Source organism: Devosia sp. (genome assembly GCF_025809055.1).
Classification (GTDB): Bacteria; Pseudomonadota; Alphaproteobacteria; order Rhizobiales; family Devosiaceae; genus Devosia.
Genome location: NZ_CP075529.1, coordinates 2,094,402 through 2,117,682, shown reverse-complemented (window position 1 = coordinate 2,117,682; position 23,281 = coordinate 2,094,402). Strand labels below are relative to the sequence as shown.

General features: G+C 61.9%; 30 protein-coding genes. 27 read left to right on the top strand and 3 right to left on the bottom strand.

From position 1 onward, the window contains the following. Positions 1-2 precede the first annotated feature (2 nt). The 16 genes from KIT02_RS10335 to KIT02_RS10260 all read left to right on the top strand — a co-directional run bounded on the left by KIT02_RS10335 (position 3) and on the right by KIT02_RS10260 (position 13,209). A complete protein-coding gene (locus KIT02_RS10335) occupies positions 3-449 on the top strand; it encodes a hypothetical protein (protein ID WP_297577593.1) in 447 nt (148 codons plus the stop codon). Positions 450-480: 31 nt separating this feature from the next. Continuing rightward, positions 481-1,422 carry a Mu-like prophage major head subunit gpT family protein gene (locus KIT02_RS10330; protein WP_297577592.1) on the top strand — a complete coding sequence of 314 codons (942 nt, stop codon included), beginning with the start codon at positions 481-483 and terminating at the stop codon, positions 1,420-1,422. Between the two features lie 88 nt (positions 1,423-1,510). Further along, the gene (locus KIT02_RS10325; RefSeq protein WP_297577591.1) at positions 1,511-2,104 is read left to right on the top strand and encodes a hypothetical protein; all 594 of its coding nucleotides are present in this window, start codon (positions 1,511-1,513) and stop codon (positions 2,102-2,104) included. Between the two features lie 4 nt (positions 2,105-2,108). Next, positions 2,109-2,321, top strand: coding sequence for a hypothetical protein (locus KIT02_RS10320; RefSeq protein ID WP_297577590.1), 213 nt, complete (start codon positions 2,109-2,111; stop codon positions 2,319-2,321). Then, on the top strand, positions 2,305-2,616 hold the full coding sequence (locus tag KIT02_RS10315) for a hypothetical protein (protein ID WP_297577589.1): 312 nt from the start codon (positions 2,305-2,307) through the stop codon (positions 2,614-2,616). Before KIT02_RS10320 ends, KIT02_RS10315 begins: the two co-directional genes overlap by 17 nt. After that, positions 2,609-3,058 (top strand): hypothetical protein, encoded by a 450-nt coding sequence (locus KIT02_RS10310; protein WP_297577588.1) that lies wholly within the window; start codon positions 2,609-2,611, stop codon positions 3,056-3,058. Before KIT02_RS10315 ends, KIT02_RS10310 begins: the two co-directional genes overlap by 8 nt. Before the next feature lie 50 nt (positions 3,059-3,108). Next, complete coding sequence (locus KIT02_RS10305) at positions 3,109-3,507, top strand: hypothetical protein (RefSeq protein WP_297577587.1); 399 nt, start codon at positions 3,109-3,111, stop codon at positions 3,505-3,507. Then, positions 3,504-3,851, top strand: coding sequence for a hypothetical protein (locus KIT02_RS10300; protein ID WP_297577586.1), 348 nt, complete (start codon positions 3,504-3,506; stop codon positions 3,849-3,851). The genes KIT02_RS10305 and KIT02_RS10300 overlap by 4 nt, the downstream gene beginning before the upstream one ends. 145 nt (positions 3,852-3,996) lie before the next feature. After that, entirely contained in the window at positions 3,997-5,901 is a 1,905-nt protein-coding gene (locus KIT02_RS10295) for a phage tail length tape measure family protein (RefSeq protein WP_297577585.1), read from the top strand. Beyond that, a complete protein-coding gene (locus KIT02_RS10290; RefSeq protein WP_297577584.1) occupies positions 5,901-6,548 on the top strand; it encodes a hypothetical protein in 648 nt (215 codons plus the stop codon). The genes KIT02_RS10295 and KIT02_RS10290 overlap by 1 nt, the downstream gene beginning before the upstream one ends. A 54-nt stretch (positions 6,549-6,602) precedes the next feature. Beyond that, positions 6,603-7,223 carry a hypothetical protein gene (locus tag KIT02_RS10285; protein WP_297577583.1) on the top strand — a complete coding sequence of 207 codons (621 nt, stop codon included), beginning with the start codon at positions 6,603-6,605 and terminating at the stop codon, positions 7,221-7,223. Positions 7,224-7,225: 2 nt separating this feature from the next. Beyond that, positions 7,226-9,832 (top strand): hypothetical protein, encoded by a 2,607-nt coding sequence (locus tag KIT02_RS10280; RefSeq protein ID WP_297577582.1) that lies wholly within the window; start codon positions 7,226-7,228, stop codon positions 9,830-9,832. Beyond that, on the top strand, positions 9,832-10,680 hold the full coding sequence (locus KIT02_RS10275) for a hypothetical protein (RefSeq protein ID WP_297577581.1): 849 nt from the start codon (positions 9,832-9,834) through the stop codon (positions 10,678-10,680). Before KIT02_RS10280 ends, KIT02_RS10275 begins: the two co-directional genes overlap by 1 nt. Further along, the gene (locus KIT02_RS10270; RefSeq protein WP_297577580.1) at positions 10,677-11,489 is read left to right on the top strand and encodes a hypothetical protein; all 813 of its coding nucleotides are present in this window, start codon (positions 10,677-10,679) and stop codon (positions 11,487-11,489) included. The genes KIT02_RS10275 and KIT02_RS10270 overlap by 4 nt, the downstream gene beginning before the upstream one ends. Then, on the top strand, positions 11,486-12,772 hold the full coding sequence (locus tag KIT02_RS10265) for a hypothetical protein (RefSeq protein ID WP_297577579.1): 1,287 nt from the start codon (positions 11,486-11,488) through the stop codon (positions 12,770-12,772). Before KIT02_RS10270 ends, KIT02_RS10265 begins: the two co-directional genes overlap by 4 nt. Continuing rightward, positions 12,769-13,209, top strand: a complete 441-nt coding sequence (locus tag KIT02_RS10260; RefSeq protein WP_297577578.1) for a hypothetical protein — start codon at positions 12,769-12,771, stop codon at positions 13,207-13,209. Before KIT02_RS10265 ends, KIT02_RS10260 begins: the two co-directional genes overlap by 4 nt. On the opposite strand, the gene KIT02_RS10255 is transcribed toward KIT02_RS10260, so the two are convergent. Then, positions 13,206-13,799, bottom strand: a complete 594-nt coding sequence (locus KIT02_RS10255; RefSeq protein WP_297577577.1) for a hypothetical protein — start codon at positions 13,797-13,799, stop codon at positions 13,206-13,208. The genes KIT02_RS10260 and KIT02_RS10255 overlap by 4 nt on opposite strands. Positions 13,800-13,898: 99 nt before the next feature. On the opposite strand from KIT02_RS10255, the gene KIT02_RS10250 reads away from it, so the two are divergent. From KIT02_RS10250 to KIT02_RS10220, 7 genes are all read left to right on the top strand, one after another. Next, positions 13,899-14,666, top strand: a complete 768-nt coding sequence (locus KIT02_RS10250; RefSeq protein WP_297577576.1) for an N-acetylmuramoyl-L-alanine amidase — start codon at positions 13,899-13,901, stop codon at positions 14,664-14,666. Between the two features lie 35 nt (positions 14,667-14,701). Further along, entirely contained in the window at positions 14,702-15,235 is a 534-nt protein-coding gene (locus KIT02_RS10245) for a hypothetical protein (protein WP_297577575.1), read from the top strand. A 132-nt stretch (positions 15,236-15,367) separates the two neighbouring features. After that, positions 15,368-15,598 (top strand): hypothetical protein, encoded by a 231-nt coding sequence (locus KIT02_RS10240; RefSeq protein WP_297577574.1) that lies wholly within the window; start codon positions 15,368-15,370, stop codon positions 15,596-15,598. Further along, complete coding sequence (locus KIT02_RS10235; RefSeq protein WP_297577573.1) at positions 15,595-16,044, top strand: hypothetical protein; 450 nt, start codon at positions 15,595-15,597, stop codon at positions 16,042-16,044. Before KIT02_RS10240 ends, KIT02_RS10235 begins: the two co-directional genes overlap by 4 nt. Further along, positions 16,023-16,358 (top strand): hypothetical protein, encoded by a 336-nt coding sequence (locus tag KIT02_RS10230; protein WP_297577572.1) that lies wholly within the window; start codon positions 16,023-16,025, stop codon positions 16,356-16,358. Before KIT02_RS10235 ends, KIT02_RS10230 begins: the two co-directional genes overlap by 22 nt. Before the next feature lie 129 nt (positions 16,359-16,487). Then, a complete protein-coding gene (locus KIT02_RS10225; RefSeq protein WP_297577571.1) occupies positions 16,488-17,252 on the top strand; it encodes a hypothetical protein in 765 nt (254 codons plus the stop codon). A gap of 77 nt (positions 17,253-17,329) precedes the next feature. Then, positions 17,330-17,641 (top strand): hypothetical protein, encoded by a 312-nt coding sequence (locus KIT02_RS10220; RefSeq protein WP_297577570.1) that lies wholly within the window; start codon positions 17,330-17,332, stop codon positions 17,639-17,641. 4 nt (positions 17,642-17,645) lie between these two features. Here the strand turns inward: KIT02_RS10220 and KIT02_RS10215 are convergent, their stop codons facing one another. Together KIT02_RS10215 and KIT02_RS10210 are read right to left on the bottom strand one after the other, a co-directional pair. Then, positions 17,646-18,407, bottom strand: a complete 762-nt coding sequence (locus KIT02_RS10215) for an SOS response-associated peptidase family protein (RefSeq protein WP_297577569.1) — start codon at positions 18,405-18,407, stop codon at positions 17,646-17,648. Next, complete coding sequence (locus KIT02_RS10210) at positions 18,407-18,613, bottom strand: hypothetical protein (RefSeq protein WP_297577568.1); 207 nt, start codon at positions 18,611-18,613, stop codon at positions 18,407-18,409. The genes KIT02_RS10215 and KIT02_RS10210 overlap by 1 nt, the downstream gene beginning before the upstream one ends. A 141-nt stretch (positions 18,614-18,754) precedes the next feature. On the opposite strand from KIT02_RS10210, the gene KIT02_RS10205 reads away from it, so the two are divergent. From KIT02_RS10205 to lptD, 4 genes are all read left to right on the top strand, one after another. Next, positions 18,755-19,564, top strand: coding sequence for a TIGR04255 family protein (locus tag KIT02_RS10205; RefSeq protein ID WP_297577567.1), 810 nt, complete (start codon positions 18,755-18,757; stop codon positions 19,562-19,564). Beyond that, positions 19,561-20,157 carry a hypothetical protein gene (locus tag KIT02_RS10200; protein WP_297577566.1) on the top strand — a complete coding sequence of 199 codons (597 nt, stop codon included), beginning with the start codon at positions 19,561-19,563 and terminating at the stop codon, positions 20,155-20,157. The genes KIT02_RS10205 and KIT02_RS10200 overlap by 4 nt, the downstream gene beginning before the upstream one ends. Positions 20,158-20,258: 101 nt before the next feature. Further along, a complete protein-coding gene (locus tag KIT02_RS10195; protein WP_297577565.1) occupies positions 20,259-20,654 on the top strand; it encodes a hypothetical protein in 396 nt (131 codons plus the stop codon). A 324-nt stretch (positions 20,655-20,978) separates the two neighbouring features. Beyond that, on the top strand, positions 20,979-23,279 hold the full coding sequence (lptD, locus tag KIT02_RS10190) for an LPS assembly protein LptD (RefSeq protein ID WP_297577563.1): 2,301 nt from the start codon (positions 20,979-20,981) through the stop codon (positions 23,277-23,279). Positions 23,280-23,281: the final 2 nt, after the last annotated feature.

The following is a 23,281-nucleotide window of genomic DNA, read 5'->3' as shown; positions in this document are numbered from 1 at the left end:
TCATGACCACGCTCGCAACCAACAAGCAGCGGCAATTTCAGATCGATGACAAGGAGGAATATCCGGTCATCGCTGCCGACATCATTTTCCAGGGTGCCGCCGTCGGTGAAAACGGCGCCGGTTATGCCCGCCCGCTCGCGGCCGGCGATGCCTTTCTGGGCTTCGCGGTCGCCAAGGCCGACAATGCCGCTGGCGCCGCTGGCGCCATCGGTGTCCAGGTGCGCACCCGTGGACGTATCCGGCTCACCGTCGCCGGTGCCACGACCGTGGCTGCCAATGACCGTGTCCCCGTCTATGCCAGTGACGATGACACCTTCACCCTCACCGCCACCAGCAACTCGCTGATCGGCTTTGTCTCCCGCTGGATCGCTTCGACTGACTGCATTGTCGAATTCGATGCGGCCCTGGCGAAAGCGCACACCGATGCGCTTGCCGCCGCGGCCGCGTAAGGCGCGAACCTGAAAGAAAGGAACCATTTCAATGCGCCCCTCGCAGTTTGACTACATTACCGACGCTTCGGTGATCGCCATGATGCTCACGGCAATCGACGTCGGCGGAACCGGCTGGGTTGACCAGCTGGCCATGCGCGTCGATTCCGACGATGGCAGTGAGGACTATGGCTGGCTCGGCAATGTGCCTGGCCTGCACGAGTTCATCGGCGGCCGCCGCGTGGAAGAATTGAAGGAATATTCCTTCAAGATCGACAACAAGGACTTCGAAAGCAGCATTCGCGTTCAGCGCAAGGATATGCGGCGCGACAAGATGGGTATGATCGAGCGGCGGGTCGCCCAGTTTGGCGAGCGCGTTCTCGGCCACCCGGCGAAGCTGCTTTCGACGCTGATCCTCAATGGCGAGAGCCAGATCTGCTATGACGGCCAGTATTTCTTCGATACGGACCACAAGGACCGTGACGAGGCGGCGCAGAGCAATGACATCAGCAAGGCTATCGCCGCGCCGGCCACGCCAAACGCGGCCGACATGACTGACGGTATCATGGCAGCCATCCAGGCCATGTATGGCTTTACCGACGACCAGGGCGAGCCGACCAATCAGTCGGCCATGCAGTTCCTGGTTATGGTGCCGGTCACGATGATGCGTGCGGCTCTCGAGGCCGTGACCGCCCTGCTGGCCTCGGGCGGCGGCACCAACCTGCTGCCAGCCCTCAAAGGCAAGCTGGACATTACCGTCCAGGTCAACCCGCGCCTTTCCAGCTGGTCGACCAAGTTCGCGGTGTTCCGCACCGATGGCCAGGTGAAGCCGTTCGTGCTGCAGCAGGAATACGATGCCGAGCCTTGGGCCCTTGGCCCGGACAGCGAGCATTGCACCAAGACCGGCGAATGCATGTACGGCGTCGATTGGGGTGGCAATGTCGGCTATGGCGACTGGCGCGGTGCGGTGCTGGTGACCTTCACCCAGGCCTAGGCCTGCACGTCCGATGGAAAGAAGAAAGCCCGCGCCATGTGCGCGGGCTTGGTTGTTTCCATAACCTGAAACCTCCGGAGTTCTGAAAATGCCCAAGAAGAAAGACACGGTTCTGACCGTAGCGGTCGGCGGTGCGATCCCGGCTGGCCACGTATTGCTGCTCACGGCTGCGCAGGCCGGGGCCCGCCGGCACTTGCTGACGAGCGACAGCAAGGACAGCGACCCCTGGCACTGGAAGGGTGATGGCCGACATGCCTTCACCACTGTTAGCCCCACCTATTTCAAGACTGGTGAAGAGCTCGGGGTTGACGGCAGCCTGGACCGGGGCCTCGAAATCATGTTCGGCCTTGCGGGCGAGGGCGCCGAAACCAAGCCCACCCCGTCGACCCAGGAGGGCAATGCAAGCAAGGCCGAACTCGAAAAGGCCTTCAACGATGGCAAGGCGGCAGGCGCCGCCGAAGTCGGTCTCGACAAGAAGCTGGCAGAGGCCAAGCAGGCCGGGCGCGCGGAAATGCTGGCGGAAGTCGAGCGCAGGAACGGCCTTTTCGACGCGCTGGAAACCGCACAGGTGGCGCAGGAGGCCCTAACATCCGATGCCGATGAGGACGCCCGCGCGGCCGCGCAAAGGGCCGTGGACAGCGCACAGGCAAAAGTTGATGCCTTGCCCGAACTGAAGGCTTAGGGCCATGCGCAGGATCGTTGCTCTGACCGATGTTCTCGCGCATGAAAACCGGTTCCCCAAAGGAACCGGTTTCAAGGTGGTCGACGGGCCGGACCCGAAGGCGCGGCCGCCGGAAGTCGGTCCGTCGCAGGCCGATGCCTGGGAACGGCAGGGCTGGGCGGAACCGGCCAAGGGTGCCGGGAAGGCTGTGCGGGGCGATGATGCCGGTGGAGAGTGAGGCTGACCGTGCGGTGTTTCTGAACCCGGACGAGTTCGGGGCCGTGGTGTCGTGGCAGGGTGCCCCGGCGCCCCTTGCGGTGCTGTCGCAATCGGGCACGCTGCTGGTCGGCTCGCTGGATGGTCCGGACACACAGATGCGCGAGGCGACGCTCATCCTTCGCGAGGCGGACCTGCCTGGCGGTGCCGACCAGGACGATGCTGTGACGCTCAACGGTGTCGCTTATCTGGTCCGGTCCATCGAGCCCGACGGGACCGGCCTGGTGCTTGTGCGGCTGGAGTTGTCCGATGCCTGACCATGCCAGAAAACAGGTGCGCCAGGCGGCGGTGTCCGATCTTACTGGTCTCGTGACGACGGGCGCCAATGTGTTCAATGCGCGGGTTAAGCCGATCGATGAGCATCGCCTTCCCTGCCTCAATGTCTTTCTGCTCGATGAGAATTCCGATTGGGATGCGGCGGGTACGATCCTGCGAACCGGGGACCTGGTGATCGAGGGCCGGGCATTTGCCGGAGATACCCTGTTCGACGTGCTCGATGGCATCGCCGCCGAGGTCGAAACGGCGATCTATGCCGAAACGCCGGCGCTCGATAGGTTGCTCTGCAATATCGGGACGCCGCGCACGCAAATGGAAATTGCGGATACGTCGCAAGGCGCCGATCGCCGGATCGGCATCATCCGCATTCTCTTTCCGGTGCAATACCGGACGCGGCAGGGCGACCCTACCGCCATCGTCTAGCCCAATGACCCGCTCCGGCGGGTTTTTCTTTGACCTGAAAGGAAGAAACCATGACCACCTATCGTGGCAATGCCGGGGTGCTCAAAGTGGCGACCTATGCGGTTGCCGAATTGACCGGCTTCACCATCCAGACGACGATCGGGATGCTGGACGACACGGCCCAGGGCGATGCTGCCCGGACGCACAAGAGCGACGAACTGCCGGACTTTTCCGGCTCGATGCGGGGCTGGTACGATCCCAGCGATACCAATGGCCAGGCAGCGGTGGTTGAAGGCGCAGCGCTCGCCTTCGAGGGCAGCCCGATTGGCACCGCGAACGGCCTGGCGAAACTGACCGGCGACATCATCGTTTCCGGCGTGACGATCACCAGCGATAACGGCTCGATCGTCACGTTCGAGGCCAACTTCCAGGGCACGGGCGGCCTGACGCGCGGGACGCATTCGGCATGAGCACGTTGCTGGACAAAATTCGCGATCATGCCCAGCCGGACTTGCAGCGCCGGCTTGAGGTTCCGGAATGGTCGATGGATGAGGGCAAGACGCCGCTGGTCATCCACTACAGAATGGTCACCCTCGACGATATGTCGACCGTCAATGACATGGCGAAATCGGGCGCACTGAACAATATCGCGCCCTATCTGGTGGCGCTCAAGGCGACGGACGCGGACGGCAAACGGCTGTTCCGCACGGCCGACGTTCCCTGGCTGCGCGAGAACGCGGCGCCGGATGTGCTGCAATCCATTGCCATCCAGATGATGGGCCGCGTCAGCATCGAGGAAGCAAGGGGAAACTAGAGGCCGATCCCCAGCTCGCCGACATCTATTGGCTGGCGGATCGGCTGCACAAGACCCCCAAGGAAATCCGCGAGGGCTTCACCCTCGCCGATTACGACCACTTCACCGCCTTCCTGCAAATGAAGTCCGATAAGGTGCATTGAGAATGGTTGCGCCCAACCTTGCCGTGGCCGTCACGGCCAAGAACCTGACCAAGCCTGTGTTCGACCAGGTCGTCACCGATGCCGGGCGGGTCAGCTCATCCATGACCGTCGTCGGCAACCGGGCGGCAAACGCCATGTCGTCGGCCGGCTATGCCACCGGGAACTTGGCGGCACAGCTCAACGATATCGGCGTCATGCTGGCATCCGGGCAATCGCCGCTGCTGCTGGCCATCCAGCAGGGTACGCAGATCAACCAGATCTTCGCCGGCATGTCGGGCGGGCAGGCCCTGGGCGCGCTCAGGACGGCGTTTCTCAGCCTGATCAACCCGTTGTCGCTGGTCACTATCGGCACGATCGCGGCCGGTGCGGCGCTGTTTCAATATGTGCAGACGCTGCTGACAGACGGCACTCAGTCAACCGAGGTGATCAAAGAGCAGAATGACATGATCCGCCGCGTCGCGGAGAATTGGGGCGACGCGGTTCCGAGCCTCAAGGCCTACGTTGACGAATTGGATAGGGCGGCGGCGGTTTCCGACCTCAATCAAGCCACCGACACCATGGTGGACAAGGCGTTTGAAGAGGTTCGTCGACGCGTTGCCGATATGCGTGTCGAACTGGCTGCTGCTCGCATCGATATCCAGGCGTTTGGGGGAACTGCGGGGGAAATTGACGCCTTGCAGGCGGCTTTTGTTGCGTTGGAGGCGGTCGCTGCTGACGGAACTGCGACAACAGGCGAACTGGACGCAGTCATGACGCTCCTGGCGGGCACGACCGGCTCGGAAACCGTTCCGAGCCTTCGCGACTTTAAAGGCATTCTCGAGGCGCTAATACCTATTCTTGCAGCAGCCTCAGCGGAGGCCTCGACGCTTCGATCCGAGCGCGATGCGCTGCTGATGCAGGGCCCTGATCCAAAGGTCTATTATGACCAGCAGGGCTTTTTGGCGGAGCAGGAGCGACTGCTATCCCTGACCTCCGAGCAATTGACAATGGAGCGCGAAATCGAGCGGGTCCGTGCCGAGGCCAAATCGTCCGATGTGGTGCTGACAGAAAGTCAGGTTCTTTCACTCGCCGAGCAGAGAGTGGCCCGTGAAAAGGAACTCGCCGACATTCGGGCAGGCGAGCGGGCAGGTGGCAAAGCCGCCGACGATATTCTCAAGGAACGCGATGCCGTAGCGGCGCTGATTGCCCAGCTCGAGCACGAACAGTCCCTGCTCGGCGTGACCAATGAACAGAAGGCGGTTTCGAACGCCCTGCGGCAGGCCGGTGCGGCGGCGACGGACGAAGAGCGCGCACGGATCATCGCCCTGGTCACCGCGATCAATGAGCAGCAGGAAGCCCAGAAACAGCTCGAAGAGCAGATGAAGTTCTACAAGGCGACGGTCAGCGACTTCGTGTTGTCGTTGAGCGGGGCCCTGCGCGAGGGCAAGGATTTCTGGACGGCGTTTGGCGAGGCCGGCACCAGGGCCCTGGACAAGATAGCCGACCGGGCCCTCAGCATGGCCATGGATGGCATTTTCGACATGATCTTCGGTGCTTTGGGTGGCGGCCTCGGAGGCGGTTGGGGCGTTCCCGGCGGGTTCGGGCGCCCTGGCATTTTCGGCATTCCTGGGATGGCCGATGGTGGTACCGTGGCGCGGGCGGGCCTATCCTGGGTCGGCGAGGATGGGCCGGAACTGTTGCGCCTGCCGCAGGGTGCCGAGGTCATTCCCAATAGGCCGTCGCTGGCGATGGCGGCACCTCAACCCGGGGTCGGCGACATCTACATCACGAACCAGATCAACGTGCAGGCGGGAGCTAAGGCTGACGCTGCTCCGGCTATTGCTCGTGAGATCACACAGGAACTGCGGCGCCAACTGCCGGACGCGATCGAGCGCTACCAGCGCAACACCCTTCGCAGGGCTTCGTAATGCCACTCGAAAACCCATTGTCTGGCGCAGAATTTGCCGACCAATTGCGCGTCAAGGACGTTCAGCTCACCTCGGTCTGGCATCAACAGAGTTCGATTAGTGGTGGGGCCGATCGGTTGTATGCAGACCGTGCCCCAAGCCTTTGGCGGGCCGAAGTCAGCATCGTTCCACTGCGTCATGCCGAGGCCGAAGGCGTTATGGCCTTGATCAATAGCCGGGGCGGTGGGCTAAAAACTATTCTGCTGTACCCAACTCGCCTACCTTTCCCTGCTAGCGATCCGCGTGGCGAAATTATTGGCGCGACATTGCCGAGCATCAATGTGATATCGGATCGACTGCACGCATCGTTCTCAGGATTTCCGCCTGGCTATGTGATCCCCGTCGGAACCTGGTTCAGCTGTGTGTTCGATAGCAGCCGATATTATCTTGGGCAGTTTGCAGAACATCGCATCGCCGGCCCGGCGGGTGCGGTCGTATCGGTTGAACTGACACCACCCCTGCCGTCATCGATTACGAGTGGAACCTCAATTACCGTAGCCAAGCCGCCTGGCAAATTCCGCATCGTCCCGAACAGCGCGATGCCACTCGCCGCTGATTTGAACTTTAGCGCCATCCAGTTCTCGGCCGAGCAAACCTACTCCAGGTAAACCATGTCCTACGATGTTGCTACGGTCACCGCTTTAGGGAGCGGGTCACTCGTCATGCGCGAGATCCTAACCGTGAAGGGGCGGACCCTTGGCGGTGCGGCGGATGAGTGGGTCTATTGGACGGGCGAGGACAATATCGCCGTTAATCTGGTGCCGGCCGGCGAGACCACACCTGTCAGCCGTAACGCGGTCGGCGGCGGTACACTGCTCGACATTCCGCCCATCGTGGATGCAATCGGGGTCGAGGCGCGGTCCATCACGATCGGCCTCGACCATATCAGCGAAGCCGCAGGTGGCCCGCTGGACATGGTGTTTGGCAATAACGTCCGCGTGGCCCGCGTCGAGATGCACCGCGCGTTCTTAGACCCCGCGACGTGGAACCTGGTGTCGACGCCGACTCTGATGTTCGCCGGCCGGGTGGATGGCGCATCGATCGATGACGCCGCAGCAGGCGGCGAGGGTGCTCTGTCCCTCGACTGCATCAGCAGCGCCATCGACCTGACCAAAACCAATCCCGCGATGGAATCCGACGAACAGCAGAAGCGGCGCGATGGCGACCGGTTCCGGCGATACGGCGACACCGCAGGTCAAATTCAGACTTGGTGGGGTCAGCACAAGGAAGCCGAAGCTGAAAAGGCCACGACCAAGACCGGAACTCGATCCGGGGGGCACTGACGTTGAACTTCATCATTCAGATCATCGTCGGCGTCGTCTTGTCGCTGGCGTCTTCGCTGTTGCAGCAAGCATTTGCCAAACCACAGGACAAGACCGGCGGCACGCGCGGCTCGGTGATGATCGGCGGCAAGGTGCCGCAATACTTCCTGATTGGCACTGTGGCCGAGGCCGGCAAGCTCGAATACCGGAATAGCTGGGGCGACGTCGACGGCGTTCCCAACGCCTATGTCACCGACGTGCGGTCATTCGGTGATCTGCCCATCACTGGAATGATCGGCCGCTTTGTGAACGGCGTTCGCAGGGACAACCCTAGTGCTGGCGCAGTTGCCCAGGGTTTCCCGATCGAGATCGATGGTGACGAAGGTGTTCCGCACTTCTGGGAAAAGTTCTTCGAGGGCACCCAAACCGATGCCGACACCTACCTGATTGACAAATTCGGCGGCGACGAAGATCGGGAATGGGCGTCCGACATGATCGGTGTCGGCGTTCCCTACCTGATCACCACGGCTCTCTGGAGCGACACTGTCTGGACCGGCTTCCCGGAGGTGGTCGGAGAGTTCCAGGGCATCAAGCTCTATGACCCTCGGAAGGACAGCACCAAGGGCGGGTCTGGTCCGCAGCGTTGGGCCGGCGCCATCCCGACGCCAGAAGAGCAGGCCACATGGGCCTTCTCCGACAACAACATGGTCATGATCTACAACATCGAGCGCGGCATCTATTACAATGGCGCTCATGTGTGGGGTGGCAAGAAAAGCGCGTCCGAACTGCCCTATGATGCCTGGGCCGCAGCAATGGACGCCTGCGATCTTGCCATCAACCTCAAGGACGGCGGGACCGAGAAGCAGTTTCGCGCAGGGCGGTTGATAGCCCTCAATGAGCGTCCGGCCGATGTCATCCGCGAATTTCTGGTCGGCTGTAACGGGCGAATTGCCCACCTGGCAGATGGAACGGTTTTTCCGTTAGTCGGTGTGCCGAACACTGCTGATGGTGCCTTTTCTGACGCTGATGTCCTGGCAACCAATTCGCTTGGGACGATCCCATTCCCAAACCTCGATGAGGTAATCAACGGCGCGACTGCCACGTATCGTGAGCCGGAGCAGTCCTGGGAAGACAAAGAGACCGCGCCCTATATTCGCAGCGATCTTGTCACCGAGGATGACGGCCGGGAGAACATCGAAGGTCTCAGCCTCGATACGACATTTTCCGGCACCCAGGCTCAGCGCATTCTAAAGGCTGTGGTTGAGGAAGGTCGGCGGTTTCGCCGCCATGTCGTCGCATTGCCGCCTGAGTTCGCGCAGTTCCGCCCTCTGCAGGTGCTGGCCTGGAGTTCCGAGCGGTTCGGCTACTCGGCCAAGTTCTTTCTGATCACGGCCCGCACGGTTGAACCCTTCGGCAATGTGGTGCTGGGCCTTCATGAAATTGACCCTTCTGACCATGACTGGGACCCGGACACAGATCAGAAGCCTCTGACTTTCACGCCCATTCGCCCCAATCGACCGGATCCGCAGGAAGTGTCGGGGCCGTCCGTCGCTCCGGTTCCAGGTGAACTGGCCTATGATGCCTTTTGGTCCTCGGCTTCGGTCCAGGTCGACGTTAGCTTTGTTCGGGTTTCACACCGGATGCTGGGCGCGTCGGGTGATCCAGACTATACCACGTTGGTGCCGAAACCTGGCCTCCTAACCGGGTCTGCTCGAATTGGCGTGCCGTTCTCGCTGCGCGGCGAGACGATTGAGGTGCAGCTTGAGTATGTGACGCCGTCCGGCAGGCCAGTTGTCGCCTCCGCGTGGATGCCCGTCACGATCGCGGACGTCCAGATTGGCCCCGATGACCTGACCGACGAGCTCAACCGGCTGCGGCAGGAAAACAGCCGCACGATCGAGCAGATGCAGGCGGATCGGTCGCGGGCCATCGCGTTGCTGGCCAACGGGCTGCTGGACAGGGTCATGGACCAGCAGACGATCCGAACTGAAGTGACGGCCCGGTTCGGGACCACCGAGGCGAAGTTCGAGCAGCAGATCAATGTGGTGGCCGGCGACCTGGGCGCGTTGTCGGAGTTTACCCAAGCACTCAGCACAACGTTTGCGCAGACCTCGGCGAGTTTTCAGAGCCAGATCACCACGGTTTCGAGCGGGATCGGCAGCCTGTCGAGCCGGATGGACACGGCCGAGGCGACGATCAACGATCCGGTCACCGGCCTGACGGCAACAGCATCCGGCCTGCTTTCGGTGACCTCGATCGTAACGACGCAGGGTGGAGAGATCGATGAGCTTACTGGTGACGTCTCCACCCTTGCGGATGAGGTTGTGGCCCTTGCGACGGCCATCATTGCCGTCGAGACGGACTTTGATGGCCGGTTCGCCGGTGGCCTGTTCAAAATCACGGCCGTTTCGGCCCCCAGCGGATGGAGCGCCCGCGTCGCGCTGCAGGCACGGGCTTCGACAGGCAATGGGTTTGTGTCCGCCGGAATCTATATCGACGCCAAGAGCACAGGCGAAACCCGCGTCGTGATCGACGCTGAAAATACAGTGTTCACCGGCCGCATCAGATCGGTGAACGGCCTCTCTTACTGGGACTTGAACACCGGCGAATTCAGAAGCGAGATCAGCTGATGGGTCTGGTTTGGTGGGAGCATCCCGTACTGCAGAAAGCCGCCCTGTTCTATGAAAATGGAACAGGTGGCGCGGCCGACGACCCCTATGCATCGCGCAATGCCCCGTTCATCAACCCGGCGGCGCATCTCGACAAGATCAAGTATCACTCCGACCTCGACTACATGGAGGTCAGTCACGGCCCGACCAATGTCACGATCAGCCATGCCTCGGTCGCGGCCGGATCCGGACCGGGTGGCGAAGTCGGGCTCAATGGCGTGCTCCAGTTCCCCGCCACCGTCACCAACCACGACCTGCTCACCCATGGGCTGGGTTACGTTCCGGACTTCATGGTGATCTATGACGGCGACGTCATTTATCCCGGCCGACCTGTCCAGGTGCTGTCGGACGGCCGCACCCGCAAGGTCGCGGCCAACGCCACCAGCAGCGTGATCCGCCTGCGCGAATGGGCGGTCCGCACTTCCAACAGCATGGCTGCAGCGAGCAGAACCTATACCGTGATCGTGTTCCGCGAGCCGCGTGCGCCGTCCGGCATTGTGCTCCGGCACTGGGACCCGGTGACTGGGATTTTGACCCTCGCGCGCGGCAGGTTTCGATCAGACAGGCGTTACCTGCAGGTCGTACCTGGCGGCACCCCCTTTGGCTTTGCCAAGGGCCGGACCATCGACTGGGACAATGGCACTATCCGCTATGTCGATCCTGACGGGTCCGTTTTCGAGATCGTGCCGGCCAGTTTTGCCATGAAGGTGCGCATGTCCAGCGAGCCCAATGATGCGCCCTATGGCCCCTCCATGGCCTATGCCGGGTCGTTTGCCGGCTCGTCCTCGGTTCTGGTGAAAGTGCCATGAGCAAGGGCTACCAAATCGGCGGCGGCGAGATGCGGGTTTGGGATGACGGCCGCAATGCGATGATAAGCGCCGGCGCGATGCTAGGCTTCCTGCCCAGCGAGGAAAGCTACAGTTTCAACGCGGCGTTTCCCGATGTTCCGAAGGGCCGGATCGATTTGTGGGATTGGGAGTGCGACTTCAATTCCCTCGCCCCCGAGGATCAGCGGTACTTGTGGGGCACGACCGGCATTGCAGCTGTAGGCGCGCGGCCGCAGGAGTGGGTCGATACGATCACCCTGACTGCCGCACCAAGTGGCGCCAACCTGTTCTTCGGCCGGGTGCGGGTCAACCGCAGCAGCGGGCCATCGCATTCCTGGCTGGGCCAGACCCTGTCGGCCGCGCCTTTCGCCAATCTCTGGGTGCCGGCCGGCGGTTCGATGGAGCTCGAGGCGGCCACCGGCTTTTCTCGGGGCCTGTCGATTTACATCACCGGCGGCAATCTGGTTGCGCGGCTGGATCAGTCGGTGTCCGGGCAATGCGGCGGGTTCAGAAGCTGGGGCGACAGCAACCCTCAGTCGCTTGCCGACAGCAAAGGCGGGCAGAACCGCTATGGCGGGTCGGGGTCGACAGCGCAACCGGTGTGGTTTCCGACGTCTTCACCGGGGCGGAAGGTCAGCAGCGGAACAACCGGAATTCTGGTTGGTCCGGGCGCGCCGCAATACCAGCGCCACAAGTGGGACGGCACCGACCCGCCCACTTACAGCGACCCCACCGACTATTCAGCCACCTATGCCGTCGAAGTCGTCGGCCGCTTCGGGAGACATGCATGAGCATCTTTGCCGCCAACAATGCCGGCACCGTGACCTTCACCAACGGCTCGGCCGCCATCACCGGCACCGGCACGCTGTTCAAGGGCTACAAGGCCGGTTCGGTCATCTCCATTCCAGGCGTCGGCCAGATGCAACTGGCATCGGACCCGACCAGCGACACCGCCGCCGTGGGTGTTTCGGCCTGGCAGGGCGCAACCGCGTCCAACAAGGCCTTCAACTACCTGGCGCGCAACGAGGAAGGGGTGTTTTCGGACAAGCTGGTGCAGCTGCTCAACCAGTTGGGCAATGGCAATGTCCTGGCGCTGACCGGGCTGAGCCTAGCGGCAAACAAGCTGCCCTATGGCAATGGCGCCGGCACCCTGGCATTGACCGACTTTCCGGCCTCGGCCCGTTCGGCCCTTGCGACAGGCTTTTCGGCGAATGTGCTTGCGCTGCTCGACGACGCCAATTTCGCGGCCATGCGCACAACGCTCGATGTCGCGCAGAAGCAGGCCAATGAGCTCGACACCACTTCAGGCCGAGGCCTAATTGTCGGCGCCTTTGGGCTGGGTGGCCATGGCCCAACGGCGGCGGACCTCGACACCCTTCAAGGGACGCAGTTCTTTGCGTTCTCCGACTCGGCAATAGGGGCGCCGGTAATCCCAGGCACGCCGTCATACGATGCCGTGGGCCTGCAGCTCACTTCAAACGGACAGCGAACCCAATATGTCTCGCTGTCCAACAGCATTCCGTTGATGGTTCGCGTCGACGACTCTTCCGGTGGTGGGGGCGCGTTTACGGCGTGGGCAGAAGTCCAGATCAGCACCCGACCAGGCTTCACCCACAAGATCGTCAGGGGCGAAAACAACACGACCTACACGCGGTCATGGACCCCCGGTTCCGCGCCAGGGGCCGCCATAGGCCCAACCATTACGGTGACGCCGACCGTTCCGAATTCGATCCTGCTGATTTCGGCCTATGCCCGATATGAGGTCACACAGAACGGGACCGACAATGACGCCAGCGGTGTCCTGACTTTCAGCTACCAGAATAGCGCCGGCACCTATGTCGTCTTCGATGGCGTGACGGGTTCCAATCTGGGTTCGACCAACGGAATTCAATCAGGCGAGGTGTTGATCGGCCAGCTCCCGATCATTGGGGAGCTGTCGGCCAGCCAGAAGAACGCCTCCGGCAATTGGGTCATTCGCCCATGGCTCGATCCCAGCGACGACGCCACGAGCGGCTTCGATGCGACGTTCGGCCTCAAAGGCTGCTCGTGGGTCTTAACGGAGATTACGCCATGACCAATATCGCCTGCCTGTCGCGCGCCGTTTTTGCGGTCTGTGGACCGGGCGCCACGCTCATTGGTGACGACCAGGTTGAACTGCCTGACGGGTCAATCGTCGCCGTTGCCAGCCTGGACCTAGACGCCGCCATTGCGGCCATCGAGCGGCCTCAACAGATCGCCGGCATCAAGGCAGAGTGCCGCCGGCGCATCCTCCTCGTCATGTCAGAGGATCAACAGCGCAACACCCTGGCGGCAGGCCAGGCAGCGACAATGCAATACGGCGCCGACCCAGCCGGCTGGCCCGAAGCGCTCCAGGCACGCCAAAGCGCGGCCCTGGTGGCCTGGGCAGAGATCGAGCGGCTGCGGGCCAAGTCGAACGCGATCGAGGCCATGGACCCGCTGCCGGCGGATGTGGCGGTGGATGAACTTTGGGAGGGCGTGGCGGTTGACTAGTCGAGGTACCAGTTCAGGCCGGCTGTTGCGGCATAACTTGTAAGGGAGACATCCGCCGGGGTAAAAAGTCGGGTGGAAATCTCGATTTCGCCCACCAGTCCGAAGTTTGGAGAGACCTTGTATTCAATGCCTACGGCAGCCGTGGCCCAGGTTGCCCCAAGAACTCGATCGCTTGAAACAAAGTACGGCGGACTATCCCAAGTAAACTTGCTATGAGACGCGACCACTTTTGGTCCGATAGCGGCGTATGCCAATCCGTTACCCATCAGCGTGCCGATCTTTCCCCGTACCGCAAGCGAAGCCAGATCTTTTCTAACTCCGCTCAACGAGCCGTCAGTATATTGCCGGTATGCGCCGCCAATAGCAGCGATGGCATCCGCTCCCCGAACGAACCCATCTTGGACGAACCACTTGCCAACGCGGACGCCAACGTACGCGCCGTCAAGGTCGACCCCATTGCCAAGAATGTCGCGTTGTTGCTGTAGAACATACCCACCGACGATGCCGACAGACCATGTGTCCCAGTCGCTTGCGACTGCAGGGAAAGTCAGTCCTAAAGCCGCAAATAGAGTGCACGCGGTAAATTTCATTCTCAATCTCCCCGCACTATTGGCGTGATTGAAACGCGATGAGTCAATCCACCCCGCTTCGGCGGGGTTTTTCTTTGTCCAACATCAGGAGAAATCCCAATGACCACGCTGCTCAAGCGGGGATCGCGCGGTGCTGCCGTGCGGGACCTGCAAATTCTCATCAACCGGGCTGTCGACGGACTGGCTCTAAAGGTCGACGGTGACTTTGGCCCGGCCACCGAAAAGGCAGTTCTGGCCGCCCAGCAGCGGCTTGGACTGGTCATGGACGGTATTGCCGGCCGGCAGACCATAACCGCCCTCAAGGCGGAGGCGGCGCCGATCAAGCCCGGCCGGGCCGAGCCGGACAAGTCGGCCATGGCGGGGCCGGTTATCACTGGCAGCCCGCCACCGGACGGATCAGCCTATCTGCCGCCGAATGACGACAGCCTGCAGCTACTGACGACGGCCCGGCCGATTTCGGAAATCATCGTCCATTGCGCGGCAACGCCGGAGGGCAAGGATTTTACCGTTGCCGATATCCGTGCCTGGCACAAGCAGCGCGGCTGGTCGGATATCGGCTATCACTATGTCGTCTATCGCGACGGCCGCATCATGTCCGGCCGCCCGGTCGGGCAGGTGGGGGCGCATTGTGCCGGGCACAATACCGGCACGATCGGCATCTGCTATGTCGGCGGGCTCTCGGCGGACGGCAAGACCGCCAAGGATACGCGCACCCCGCAACAGGTGGCCTCGCTGCTTTACCTGCGCAATCGCCTGACCGGCCTGCACAAGGGCATCCGCAAGATCAGCGGCCATAATGAATATGCCGCCAAGGCCTGCCCCTGCTTCACCGTGACGACCGATCCGCTCAGCCGTCTCGCCGCCTAAGCCTACCCACCCCTCAACATCACAGGAGACTACCCATGCGACTGCTCAAGCAGGCGGCGATCTTTGCCGCCCTTTTTCTCGGCCTGCCCAGCCTGATCGTGGCCCTGGCGCCAGTTTCGGCCTTTGCCCAGGACGGCACCACGGTTTCTCTGCCCTGGGGCGACTGGCTTGGGGACATCCTGACGCTGCTCGGCACCGTTCTGGCCACGGCCATCGGGGCGCTGCTGACCTGGGCCCTGTCCTTCGTGCCGGCCACGCTGCGGGCCTATATCACCGACCAGATGATCAAGCAGGTCGAGCAGTTGCTCGCCCGGGCCATCGGCCACGGCGTGAATGTCGCGGCCGGGGCGCTTGAGGGCAAGGAACTGACCTTTGACCTGCGGCACCAGATCCTTGCCGATGCCCTGCGCTATGCCGTCGAACACGGCCCGGCAAAGCTCATCGCCTGGATGGGCGGCGAGGCTGGGATCATCGAGAAGATCGAGGCGCGGTTGCCCTGGCGCATCACGGCCCAGGACCTGACCGATCCGCTGGCCCGCAATGCCATCCTCAAGCCCGGCGCCGCATGAGCGCCCGGGAGCCCTGGTGGGCGCGGTTGATTGCCGCGCTCATCGACTGGTGGACCGGCCGCCAGCGCGAACTGGGCCGCGAGGACATCCGCACCGAAGCAAGGGAGGCCGCCGAAGCGGCGCGCGATGACTATGATCAAATCACTTCTGACGGCCGCGATCTCGACACTGCTCTTGGCCGGCTGCGCGACCGTGCAGGCACCCGTAAAACTGACCGGCGTCTGTCCTGACCTGCCGGCACCAACCGGGCAGGCGCTCGACGCGCTCGAGGATGCGGCGCGGGCCGATCCGGACACGGCCGAATGGGTCATCGACCTCAGCCAGCACTATGACGCGCTCGACCGCTGCGGGCGGCCGTCATGATCCTCCTGCGCTTTCGCGAGAAAATCCCGCTCCGCATCGCCGAATGGCTGGGAGGCCTCGCCATGGTGCTGATCGGGCTCTATCTCGTCATCTGGCCGACCGCCTTTCAACGGGCTGGGCTTTCCGGGTTTTCAGCCATCGCGCCGGTGGGTGTCTGGGTTGGGGCCAGCCTTGTGCTCGGGGCGGCGCGCATTGGCGCCCTGGTGCTCAATGGACACCAGCCGGCCATATCGGCCCCGATTCGGTGTGTCGTGGCCGTCATGGGCGTAGGCCTCTTTTCCTCGATCGCAGCTGGATATGCGATGGCGACCAACCAGCACGGCCCGCCCATGGCCATGCTGCTGGCCCTCGTCTTGATGGCGGGCGACGTGTTCAATGCCGGCCGGGCCGGTGCCGATACCTATCAAGCCATCAGGAGCCGGCCGTGGACTGGTTTTTCGCACTAGAGGCGCCGACGCAGGTGGCGATCATCGGCGTTCTGGCCGGGCTGGTGACGGCCGCCAGCGCGGTCGGGGTGGCCGTAGTCAACAATCGCAGGGCCGGGGGCGGCAAGGCGGAAATCGCCGCGCTCACGATCGATCCGGCCTCCATTCACCAGGTGGCATCGGCCATCGAGGGTCTCAACCAGACTGTGGTCGAGCACAACAAGATCGGCGACAGGCTGAACATCGTGCTGCGCGGCACGACCGACGAAATCGAAGAACTGCGCCGCGAGGTGCGCGCCTTGAGCGACAAGATGCGCGATCTGAAGCGGGGATAGCAGGGGAGGCGCGCTTGCGCGTCACCTCGCCGGGGTCCTGTCGGCAAACGTTCACCCGGCCCGATACACGTCACCGTAACACCGGCCCTGCGCCCTTTCGGGCTCGCCGGTTGTATGGTGAACCTCTCAATGACTTATGAATCGACGCCTGGCGCCAAGTCGCCGGGCTATTTGCTGTCCGGGCAATCGGTGCTCATCGGCGCGCCGGGTGTCACCGGTTTTGGAACGGATGTGTTCGATGTTCGCGAGATCGAACGCGACCTTGCCAACGAGATCATCACGCGGGAGCACTACAGCCACAAGATCGTCAATACCAGCTACGTGCATCTCGGGCTGGTCATCGAGGGCGAACTTATGGGTGTTCTCCAGTTTGGCTATGCGATGAACCCGGCCTCGGGCGCCACCATCGTGCCCGGGACCGGTAATCGCGATTACCTTGAACTCAATCGCATGTGGCTGGACGATCGCGCCCCACGAAACAGCGAGAGCCGGGCCATTGGCTATGCCGTCAAGTTCATCCGCCGGGCCTATCCCCGGGTGCGATGGCTGCAATCCTTTGCGGATGAGCGGTGCGGACTGTTCGGCACCGTTTATCAGGCCGCCGGCTTCAAGTTCTACGGCGAGCACGTTTCAACCTTTTGGGAACTGGATGGCGAGGTGTTCCACAACATCATCATGACCGACACCAGCCGGCGGCAATCGGTCAAAGCGCGGCACCTCATTGACAATCGGCACCGGGCTAAGCAACTGGTGCTGCGTCAGTTTCGCTATTTGCGGTTCATGCAGCCTCGGTTCGCCAGGCGCTGCACCTTGCGGGAGCAGCCGTTCCCCAAGCCCGATCATGCGACCCGTCTAGAGAGACAACCGGGCTCCCCGCCCGGCAGCGAGGTGTAAACCCTCGGGGTCGCTCCACTTGTTCCGCGTTTGTTCTCATAGTATGAGTCGTGACCTTGCACACCGCGAGGTCACCCATGAGCATGACGCCGAGCCGCCGGCGGATTGAAGCCTATCGCCTGAAACACGCTGCCGAAGAGGGCAGGGTGATCATCTACACCTGCCGCGCCTGCCGAAACGAGACCGCGTTCCTGGCGACGGACGTGGTGGATATCTGGGGGCCGGACATGATGGTCTATGAGCCACCGTCCCGATGCGGCCGCTGCAAGTGCTCGGGATATATGTCCGTTCGCTTCCACATCCCGACCCGCTTCGATATCGGGGCCTTGCGCCTCAGGCGACCGAATGGGGTCAGGCGGTTATGGAAATGGGACGTCTATCGGGGGTGAGGCGTCAGGCCTGGTCCGACTTCTTCCCCACCGACACGATTTCCAGCACGCCATCGGGCAGGGGCCGTTGCAGGGCAATGGCATCCTCTTTCGGCGCCGTAAGCCAGGTCTCGATTTCTTCGGGCTCTGTCAGGATCACCGGCATGGCCTTCATGTGGATGGACCCGACGACATCATTGGGTTCGCAGGTGAGGAAGCCGAACAGCTCCATGTCCTTTTCCAGCCCTAGCTTGATCTTTCGCACGCCTTCCCAACCGCCGACCCATATCCCGGCAAAGAAGGCGAGTGGACGGCTCTCATCGAAGGCGAACCAGGTGTCGCCCTTTTTCTGGCCGTTTTCGACTGTGTTGTCGAATTCGGAAAAACTGGTGAAGGGCACGACGCAACGGTTTTCGACGCCCATCCACCGGTTCCAATGCTGGTTCCATCGGCCGGCGGCCGTTTTGATGTTCCGTACATTGGTGGTGCCGCTGTCGGGCTCCATTTTCAGCAGCTTGTCAAAGTCGACCGGCTTGCCCTTCTCGCGCAGCTTGTCCGCGCGGCGGCTGGCCGCGTCATAGAGCGCCTTCTGGCTCGATGGCAGGCCCCAACGGACTTTGGCCAGTTCACGGCCTTCCGGCGTATTCCTGACAATGGGCGCGGGATAGTCGGGGAAAATGCCAGGCTGCGGCTCCAGGTTGCCGACATTGTCGTGAATGCGCTTGAAGTCTCCCACCATCCGGCGGATCGACTCGATGTTCGACGTGTGGCTATAGAGGTTGCACATCAGCGCTTCTCCAATTCTTCTATCCGCATCCGAATGTCCCGCTCCCGCACATCAGCACATTCGCGCTCGCGCGCGCCCAGAGGCGTGGCCTCAAGCTGTGCGAGGACGCGGCGGAGGCGAGCGATTTCCGGATTTTTGGCCGGATCAAAAATGGGAACGCGGGTCATGCGGTCAGACAACCACAAGGCGTTCCAGGCGGCCAGCACGATTTTCGGACTGCGATCATTGCGCGCTCCCGTGCCGCAGGAACCGTTTCTTCATCATCCATGAATCATCTTGCCAGACGGTCGCAAGCCGGGTAGGCAGCCGATTGCCGGGATGCGGGCGGCTCATAGTCAGGGGACGCGATGTTCAAATCTGCAAATTCTGAACATGCTGTCAGCGGAGTGACGTTCCAGGTGGTCTTTTCGGCGCCTCTCCCGCCGGATGTGGTCAATCTCGTTCAAAACAACCACAGAAACTTCAAGTCCGAACTGCCGGCCCTGAATGGCGGTCAAACCATGAGCGTCGAGGTCACGCCACAAGGGCCGGTCATCCATCACCTTCCCGGTGTGGAGTTCTCGTTCTTGAGGCCAGATGGCACACCCGCATGGTCGCTCCGTGTGTCTGGGAGCGAAATCGCAGTAGATTGCAGGCGCTACACGCGATGGGTGGCGGTCTCGGGCCAGGCCTATATGCTTTTGGCGCGCCTTTGCAGCCTACTGGTTGGTGCCGGATTTGGAGACCTGCAGGTATCGGGGCTCGTGTTGCTGGTTCGTGATGACTTCTTTTGGCACGCCGATGAGCAGATGTATGATTTGCGGGCACTTCTCCAACCAAGCGACATCTTGGCTGATTTTGCATTCCAGTCAGGTCCGGTTTGGCATAGCCATGTGGCTTGGTTCGAAGACCGGCAGGCGCCTGTTTCCACTTTGGTGCACTTGAATGTGGATGGCCTTACCGCGACCCCTGAGACAGCTCAGCGCGGCGCCGCTGCCCAAGTGGCGATAACCAACTTCCAGAACATGCGGTATCGGACGCCTAGGCAAATCAGTTGGCTTGGGGCAAATTACAACGAAGCGCTTGTTTCCGGTATGGAGAATATGCATATCCGGAACAAGTCGCTCCTTAAGAAGCTTCTCACTCCAGCGATCGCTTCGGGCATAGGGTTAACATGACCTTTCAGGATACAACTGCGACGGCGTCGCACGCCATCCGATCCTCCAGCTTCGGTCGCTTTGCAGGTTACATTGCAGCTGGAGGCTTAGCCGTTTTGCTTGGTGGCGGTAGCACGTCCGGTGCCACCGGCTCAATGTTGAGCAACCCACAGCCACGGGTTCATATGTTCGTAGGCTCCGGGAAGAGAGAAGCGCAACAGTCTGAAGCAATTCTGGCGCCCAGCAGCGATATCGCTGACCATGTCGTCACTGAGCTTGGCCGTCTTCAGGATGGTTGGATCGAGGGCGCTATTGCTCCCTCCGCCGCCATTCAGGCCGACGTCGCTCGTGTGCTGTCTGCATTCGCTTTGCACCAAGATCACTTGCCGGAGGTAGAGGTTGACGAAGATGGGCGCGTTGCCTTGCGTTGGCTTCTGGATCGCGAAAGTCTATTTTCTCTAGAGTTTTCTGGACGCGGCGAGGTTATCTGCTCATTTGTGCACGATAATCCTTCCAGATGCGTGGCCAAGATCATTCCGGTGATCGACGACACTGCCGTGCACCGGTTTGTTGTTGATGCTGGCGTGGCAGAGCGGTTGTTCTATTTGGCATGACGTGCGCCGCTCTCTGCTCTCGGGAGCTCATTTCGCAGCATCCTGCGTCCCCTGGTCCAGTCGGGGACGAAGAAAGAATCTGTCGAGCCGGTTACGAGCCAATGCACTACAACAAGGGCAAACCCAAGGGTTCGTTAATCAGGAAGGCTGATCTGCTGCCAGGAGGGTCTTTGTCAGTGTGGCGTCTGGCAGACGGAGACGAGCCAGCACTCGCTGCGATCAAGTCGGAGTTGGAGCCGCAGCAGGGCTCTCCCCAAGCTCTTGCGAAAGTCTATGCTCCAACTGCCCGCGAGGTGCGGGATATCCAACTTCCGGATGTGGGCAGAGTTTTTTCAGTAGTTGACGATTGCTCAACGGACAATGAAGGCGGAGCGCACCCCCTACACGCAGGCATAAAGCTTTGTGCGAAGGTTCTAGTAAATGATGAGAATGACCTGATTTTTGTTCAAGCGAAGGCGCAGTTGTTTCGGGTGCTCACCGCAGCTAAAACGGTCTGATTAGCCGACAGGCGAGAAAAATCTACTAGGCCGCCAGCGTGAATGTAGGGGCGCGACAATTGCGCGCTCCCGCAACCATTGAACCCGGATGGCCTGGCCATCCGGGTTTTTTCATTGTGGCCCATTAACATCTTGTCAGCCATAACCGGCAGCGGGCCGGGCCCGGTTTGCAGATTGTTCATTGCCCGTCACCAGAATGGTCGGTACTTTAATTATCTGATGGGACTGCCGGAATGGCAGAGCATCTTTGTGTGCGAGTGGCGGCGCCGATTGGCGCCTTTTCCTCGCCCCGCAAGGGCGTCGCGAGAGAAAGGCGGAGAAGTCTTGAGGCCAGTTGACCGCCACCTGATCGGGGGAGCTTTGGCACTTGCCATGCTTGCCGGGCTCGGCCCGGCGGGCATCACTGCCGTTTCCGCCCAGGGATTGGTGCCGGCCAATTACTTCAATCAGGCCATCGATCCGTCCAGCCCGACCGGCGTCGAGGCGGATGAACTGATCTTCGACGCCAACAATAATACCATCACCGCCTATGGCGATGTCGTGCTCAAGGCTGATGGCTGGGTCCTCAAGGGACAAAGCCTGGTGTTCCGCCGCAATGTCGGGGAACTCGAAATGTCCGGCGGCGTGACGGTGCGCGACCCGGCCGGCAATATTTCGCAATCTCCCAGCCTGGTGGTGACCGGCGGCATGCGCCAGGTCTTCCTCCAGTCGCTGGCCCTGACGGGCACCGATGGCTCGCTGGTGACGGCGGATAGCCTCGACTATGATCGGGAACTGCAATCGGTCCTCGTCAATGCCTACTACGCCCCGTGCGGCGACTGTATTGACGACAAGGGCCGGCGTATCGGCTGGTCGATGAGCGCCGCCAAGGTCACCTATAACCGCGAAGACCGCTCGGTAACGCTGGAGCAACCGAGCCTGGCGCTCCTGGGTGTGCCTGTCCTCTGGCTGCCCTATCTGTGGCTACCGGACCTGAGTGGCGAAGCGCTCGACGACATGCCGCGCCCGGAACTCGATTACGACGACAAATACGGGCTCAAGGTTTCCGTGCCGGTCACGGTCTATTCGAGCCGGTTTACCGACGTGATCCTGAGCCCGACGCTGCTGACCGGGCAGGGCGGGCTGCTGGGGGCCGAATGGATCCAGCGGTTCAGCGGCGGCCAGTTCCGGATCAAGGCCTCCGGCCTCTACCAGTTCAACAAGAACGCCTTCAGCTCCTACGGACCGGCAGTGCGCGACTGGCGCGGTGCTATCCAGGCCTCGGGCCATTTCGTGCCGGTCAAGGATTGGGAAGTGGGCGCGTCTTACGCGGTCTATACCGACCGCGCCTATTTCGATGACTATGACCTCGACAAGCAGAAGGCTGCGATCAACCAGGTCTATGTCACCCATCTCAATGACGACACCTATCTCGATGCCCGGGTGCAGCAGTTCAATGCCCTGGGCAATACCAGCCAGGCACAAGTCGAAAGGCAAGGGCTGGCGCTTCCCAATGTCCGGGTCGAAAAGACCTTCACCCTGCCCGAGGGCGCCGGGCAGGTGGATATCGAAGCCCGCCTTCTCGGTGTGCAGCGGGTGCGCGACAGTGCCAGCACCGTGGGCGGCGTGCCCTATGTTCACGGCTATGCCGGCAGCCGCATGCACGGCATGGCCCAGGCCAGCTGGCAGAACCAGTTCATTGCCGGTGGCGCGGTGGTCACGCCGTTCCTCGGCGCGCGGCTGGATGGTGCGGTCTATGACGGCAACAGCACGCTGGCCAGCGCACCGCCTGCGGGCGATCTCTGGGGCGTGACCCCCATCGCCGCGCTCGATGTGCGCTATCCGCTCATTGCTGGCTCGCCCGGCATGACGCATCTGGTCGAGCCGATCGCGCAGATCGTCTATCGCAATGCCTCCAGCATTGCCCCCGGTATCACCAATGAAGACTCCCAGAGCGTGGTCTTCGACGACACCAATCTGTTCAGCTACAACCGTTTCACCGGCATCGACCGGCAGGAAACCGGCCTGCGCCTCAATGTCGGCGGGCGGTATCTCGCCAGCATGGACGATGGCAATTATCTTGAGCTGGTGGCCGGCCAATCGTTCCAGCTGGCCGGGACCAATGTCTTTGCCACGCCGGACCTGACCAATGCCGGCGTCGATTCCGGCCTGGATTCCGCCGCCTCCTACGCAGTCCTGGGCGCCTATGGAAGGGTGATGGACAGCGTCAGCCTTGGCGGCAAGCTGCAGGTCGACACCACGACATTCGCGCTGGCGCGGGCCGGTGCGGGCATCAAATACAGCCAGGACGGCTGGGCCGGCGCCTTCAACTATCGCTATGCCAAGGCCGAGACGGGTCTGGGCAATGTGCGAGACCTGCATGAGGTTGGGGTTGAGGCGACCATGCCCTTTGCCGATTATTGGTCGGTATCGAGCAATGTCTATTGGGACCTGGCGGCAAACAAGTTCCTGCAGGTCGGCGGCGGTCTTGCCTATGACGATGGCTATCTCAACATTGCCGGGGCGGTGACGCGGACGGGGCCGACCCATACTTCACCCAATGACACGCGGATCACGGCAACGTTCCGCATCAAGGCACCTTCGGGGCTCAATCTGGGCTATTCCGGCGGCCTGCCGGGCCTATAGGG

What these genes read in the sequence shown, in the direction of transcription:
- KIT02_RS10255 (WP_297577577.1), bottom strand. Translation starts at nt 13,799, where the DNA reads ATGAAATTTACCGCGTGCACTCTATTTGCGGCTTTAGGACTGACTTTC.
- KIT02_RS10265 (WP_297577579.1), top strand. Translation starts at nt 11,486, where the DNA reads ATGAGCATCTTTGCCGCCAACAATGCCGGCACCGTGACCTTCACCAAC.
- KIT02_RS10270 (WP_297577580.1), top strand. Translation starts at nt 10,677, where the DNA reads ATGAGCAAGGGCTACCAAATCGGCGGCGGCGAGATGCGGGTTTGGGAT.
- KIT02_RS10310 (WP_297577588.1), top strand. Translation starts at nt 2,609, where the DNA reads ATGCCTGACCATGCCAGAAAACAGGTGCGCCAGGCGGCGGTGTCCGAT.
- KIT02_RS10275 (WP_297577581.1), top strand. Translation starts at nt 9,832, where the DNA reads ATGGGTCTGGTTTGGTGGGAGCATCCCGTACTGCAGAAAGCCGCCCTG.
- KIT02_RS10300 (WP_297577586.1), top strand. Translation starts at nt 3,504, where the DNA reads ATGAGCACGTTGCTGGACAAAATTCGCGATCATGCCCAGCCGGACTTG.
- KIT02_RS10330 (WP_297577592.1), top strand. Translation starts at nt 481, where the DNA reads ATGCGCCCCTCGCAGTTTGACTACATTACCGACGCTTCGGTGATCGCC.
- KIT02_RS10315 (WP_297577589.1), top strand. Translation starts at nt 2,305, where the DNA reads ATGCCGGTGGAGAGTGAGGCTGACCGTGCGGTGTTTCTGAACCCGGAC.
- KIT02_RS10305 (WP_297577587.1), top strand. Translation starts at nt 3,109, where the DNA reads ATGACCACCTATCGTGGCAATGCCGGGGTGCTCAAAGTGGCGACCTAT.
- KIT02_RS10220 (WP_297577570.1), top strand. Translation starts at nt 17,330, where the DNA reads ATGAGCATGACGCCGAGCCGCCGGCGGATTGAAGCCTATCGCCTGAAA.
- KIT02_RS10250 (WP_297577576.1), top strand. Translation starts at nt 13,899, where the DNA reads ATGACCACGCTGCTCAAGCGGGGATCGCGCGGTGCTGCCGTGCGGGAC.
- KIT02_RS10195 (WP_297577565.1), top strand. Translation starts at nt 20,259, where the DNA reads ATGCACTACAACAAGGGCAAACCCAAGGGTTCGTTAATCAGGAAGGCT.
- KIT02_RS10225 (WP_297577571.1), top strand. Translation starts at nt 16,488, where the DNA reads ATGACTTATGAATCGACGCCTGGCGCCAAGTCGCCGGGCTATTTGCTG.
- KIT02_RS10240 (WP_297577574.1), top strand. Translation starts at nt 15,368, where the DNA reads ATGATCAAATCACTTCTGACGGCCGCGATCTCGACACTGCTCTTGGCC.
- KIT02_RS10290 (WP_297577584.1), top strand. Translation starts at nt 5,901, where the DNA reads ATGCCACTCGAAAACCCATTGTCTGGCGCAGAATTTGCCGACCAATTG.
- KIT02_RS10335 (WP_297577593.1), top strand. Translation starts at nt 3, where the DNA reads ATGACCACGCTCGCAACCAACAAGCAGCGGCAATTTCAGATCGATGAC.
- KIT02_RS10320 (WP_297577590.1), top strand. Translation starts at nt 2,109, where the DNA reads ATGCGCAGGATCGTTGCTCTGACCGATGTTCTCGCGCATGAAAACCGG.
- KIT02_RS10235 (WP_297577573.1), top strand. Translation starts at nt 15,595, where the DNA reads ATGATCCTCCTGCGCTTTCGCGAGAAAATCCCGCTCCGCATCGCCGAA.
- KIT02_RS10260 (WP_297577578.1), top strand. Translation starts at nt 12,769, where the DNA reads ATGACCAATATCGCCTGCCTGTCGCGCGCCGTTTTTGCGGTCTGTGGA.
- KIT02_RS10215 (WP_297577569.1), bottom strand. Translation starts at nt 18,407, where the DNA reads ATGTGCAACCTCTATAGCCACACGTCGAACATCGAGTCGATCCGCCGG.
- KIT02_RS10295 (WP_297577585.1), top strand. Translation starts at nt 3,997, where the DNA reads ATGGTTGCGCCCAACCTTGCCGTGGCCGTCACGGCCAAGAACCTGACC.
- KIT02_RS10200 (WP_297577566.1), top strand. Translation starts at nt 19,561, where the DNA reads ATGACCTTTCAGGATACAACTGCGACGGCGTCGCACGCCATCCGATCC.
- KIT02_RS10285 (WP_297577583.1), top strand. Translation starts at nt 6,603, where the DNA reads ATGCGCGAGATCCTAACCGTGAAGGGGCGGACCCTTGGCGGTGCGGCG.
- KIT02_RS10325 (WP_297577591.1), top strand. Translation starts at nt 1,511, where the DNA reads ATGCCCAAGAAGAAAGACACGGTTCTGACCGTAGCGGTCGGCGGTGCG.
- KIT02_RS10245 (WP_297577575.1), top strand. Translation starts at nt 14,702, where the DNA reads ATGCGACTGCTCAAGCAGGCGGCGATCTTTGCCGCCCTTTTTCTCGGC.
- KIT02_RS10205 (WP_297577567.1), top strand. Translation starts at nt 18,755, where the DNA reads ATGTTCAAATCTGCAAATTCTGAACATGCTGTCAGCGGAGTGACGTTC.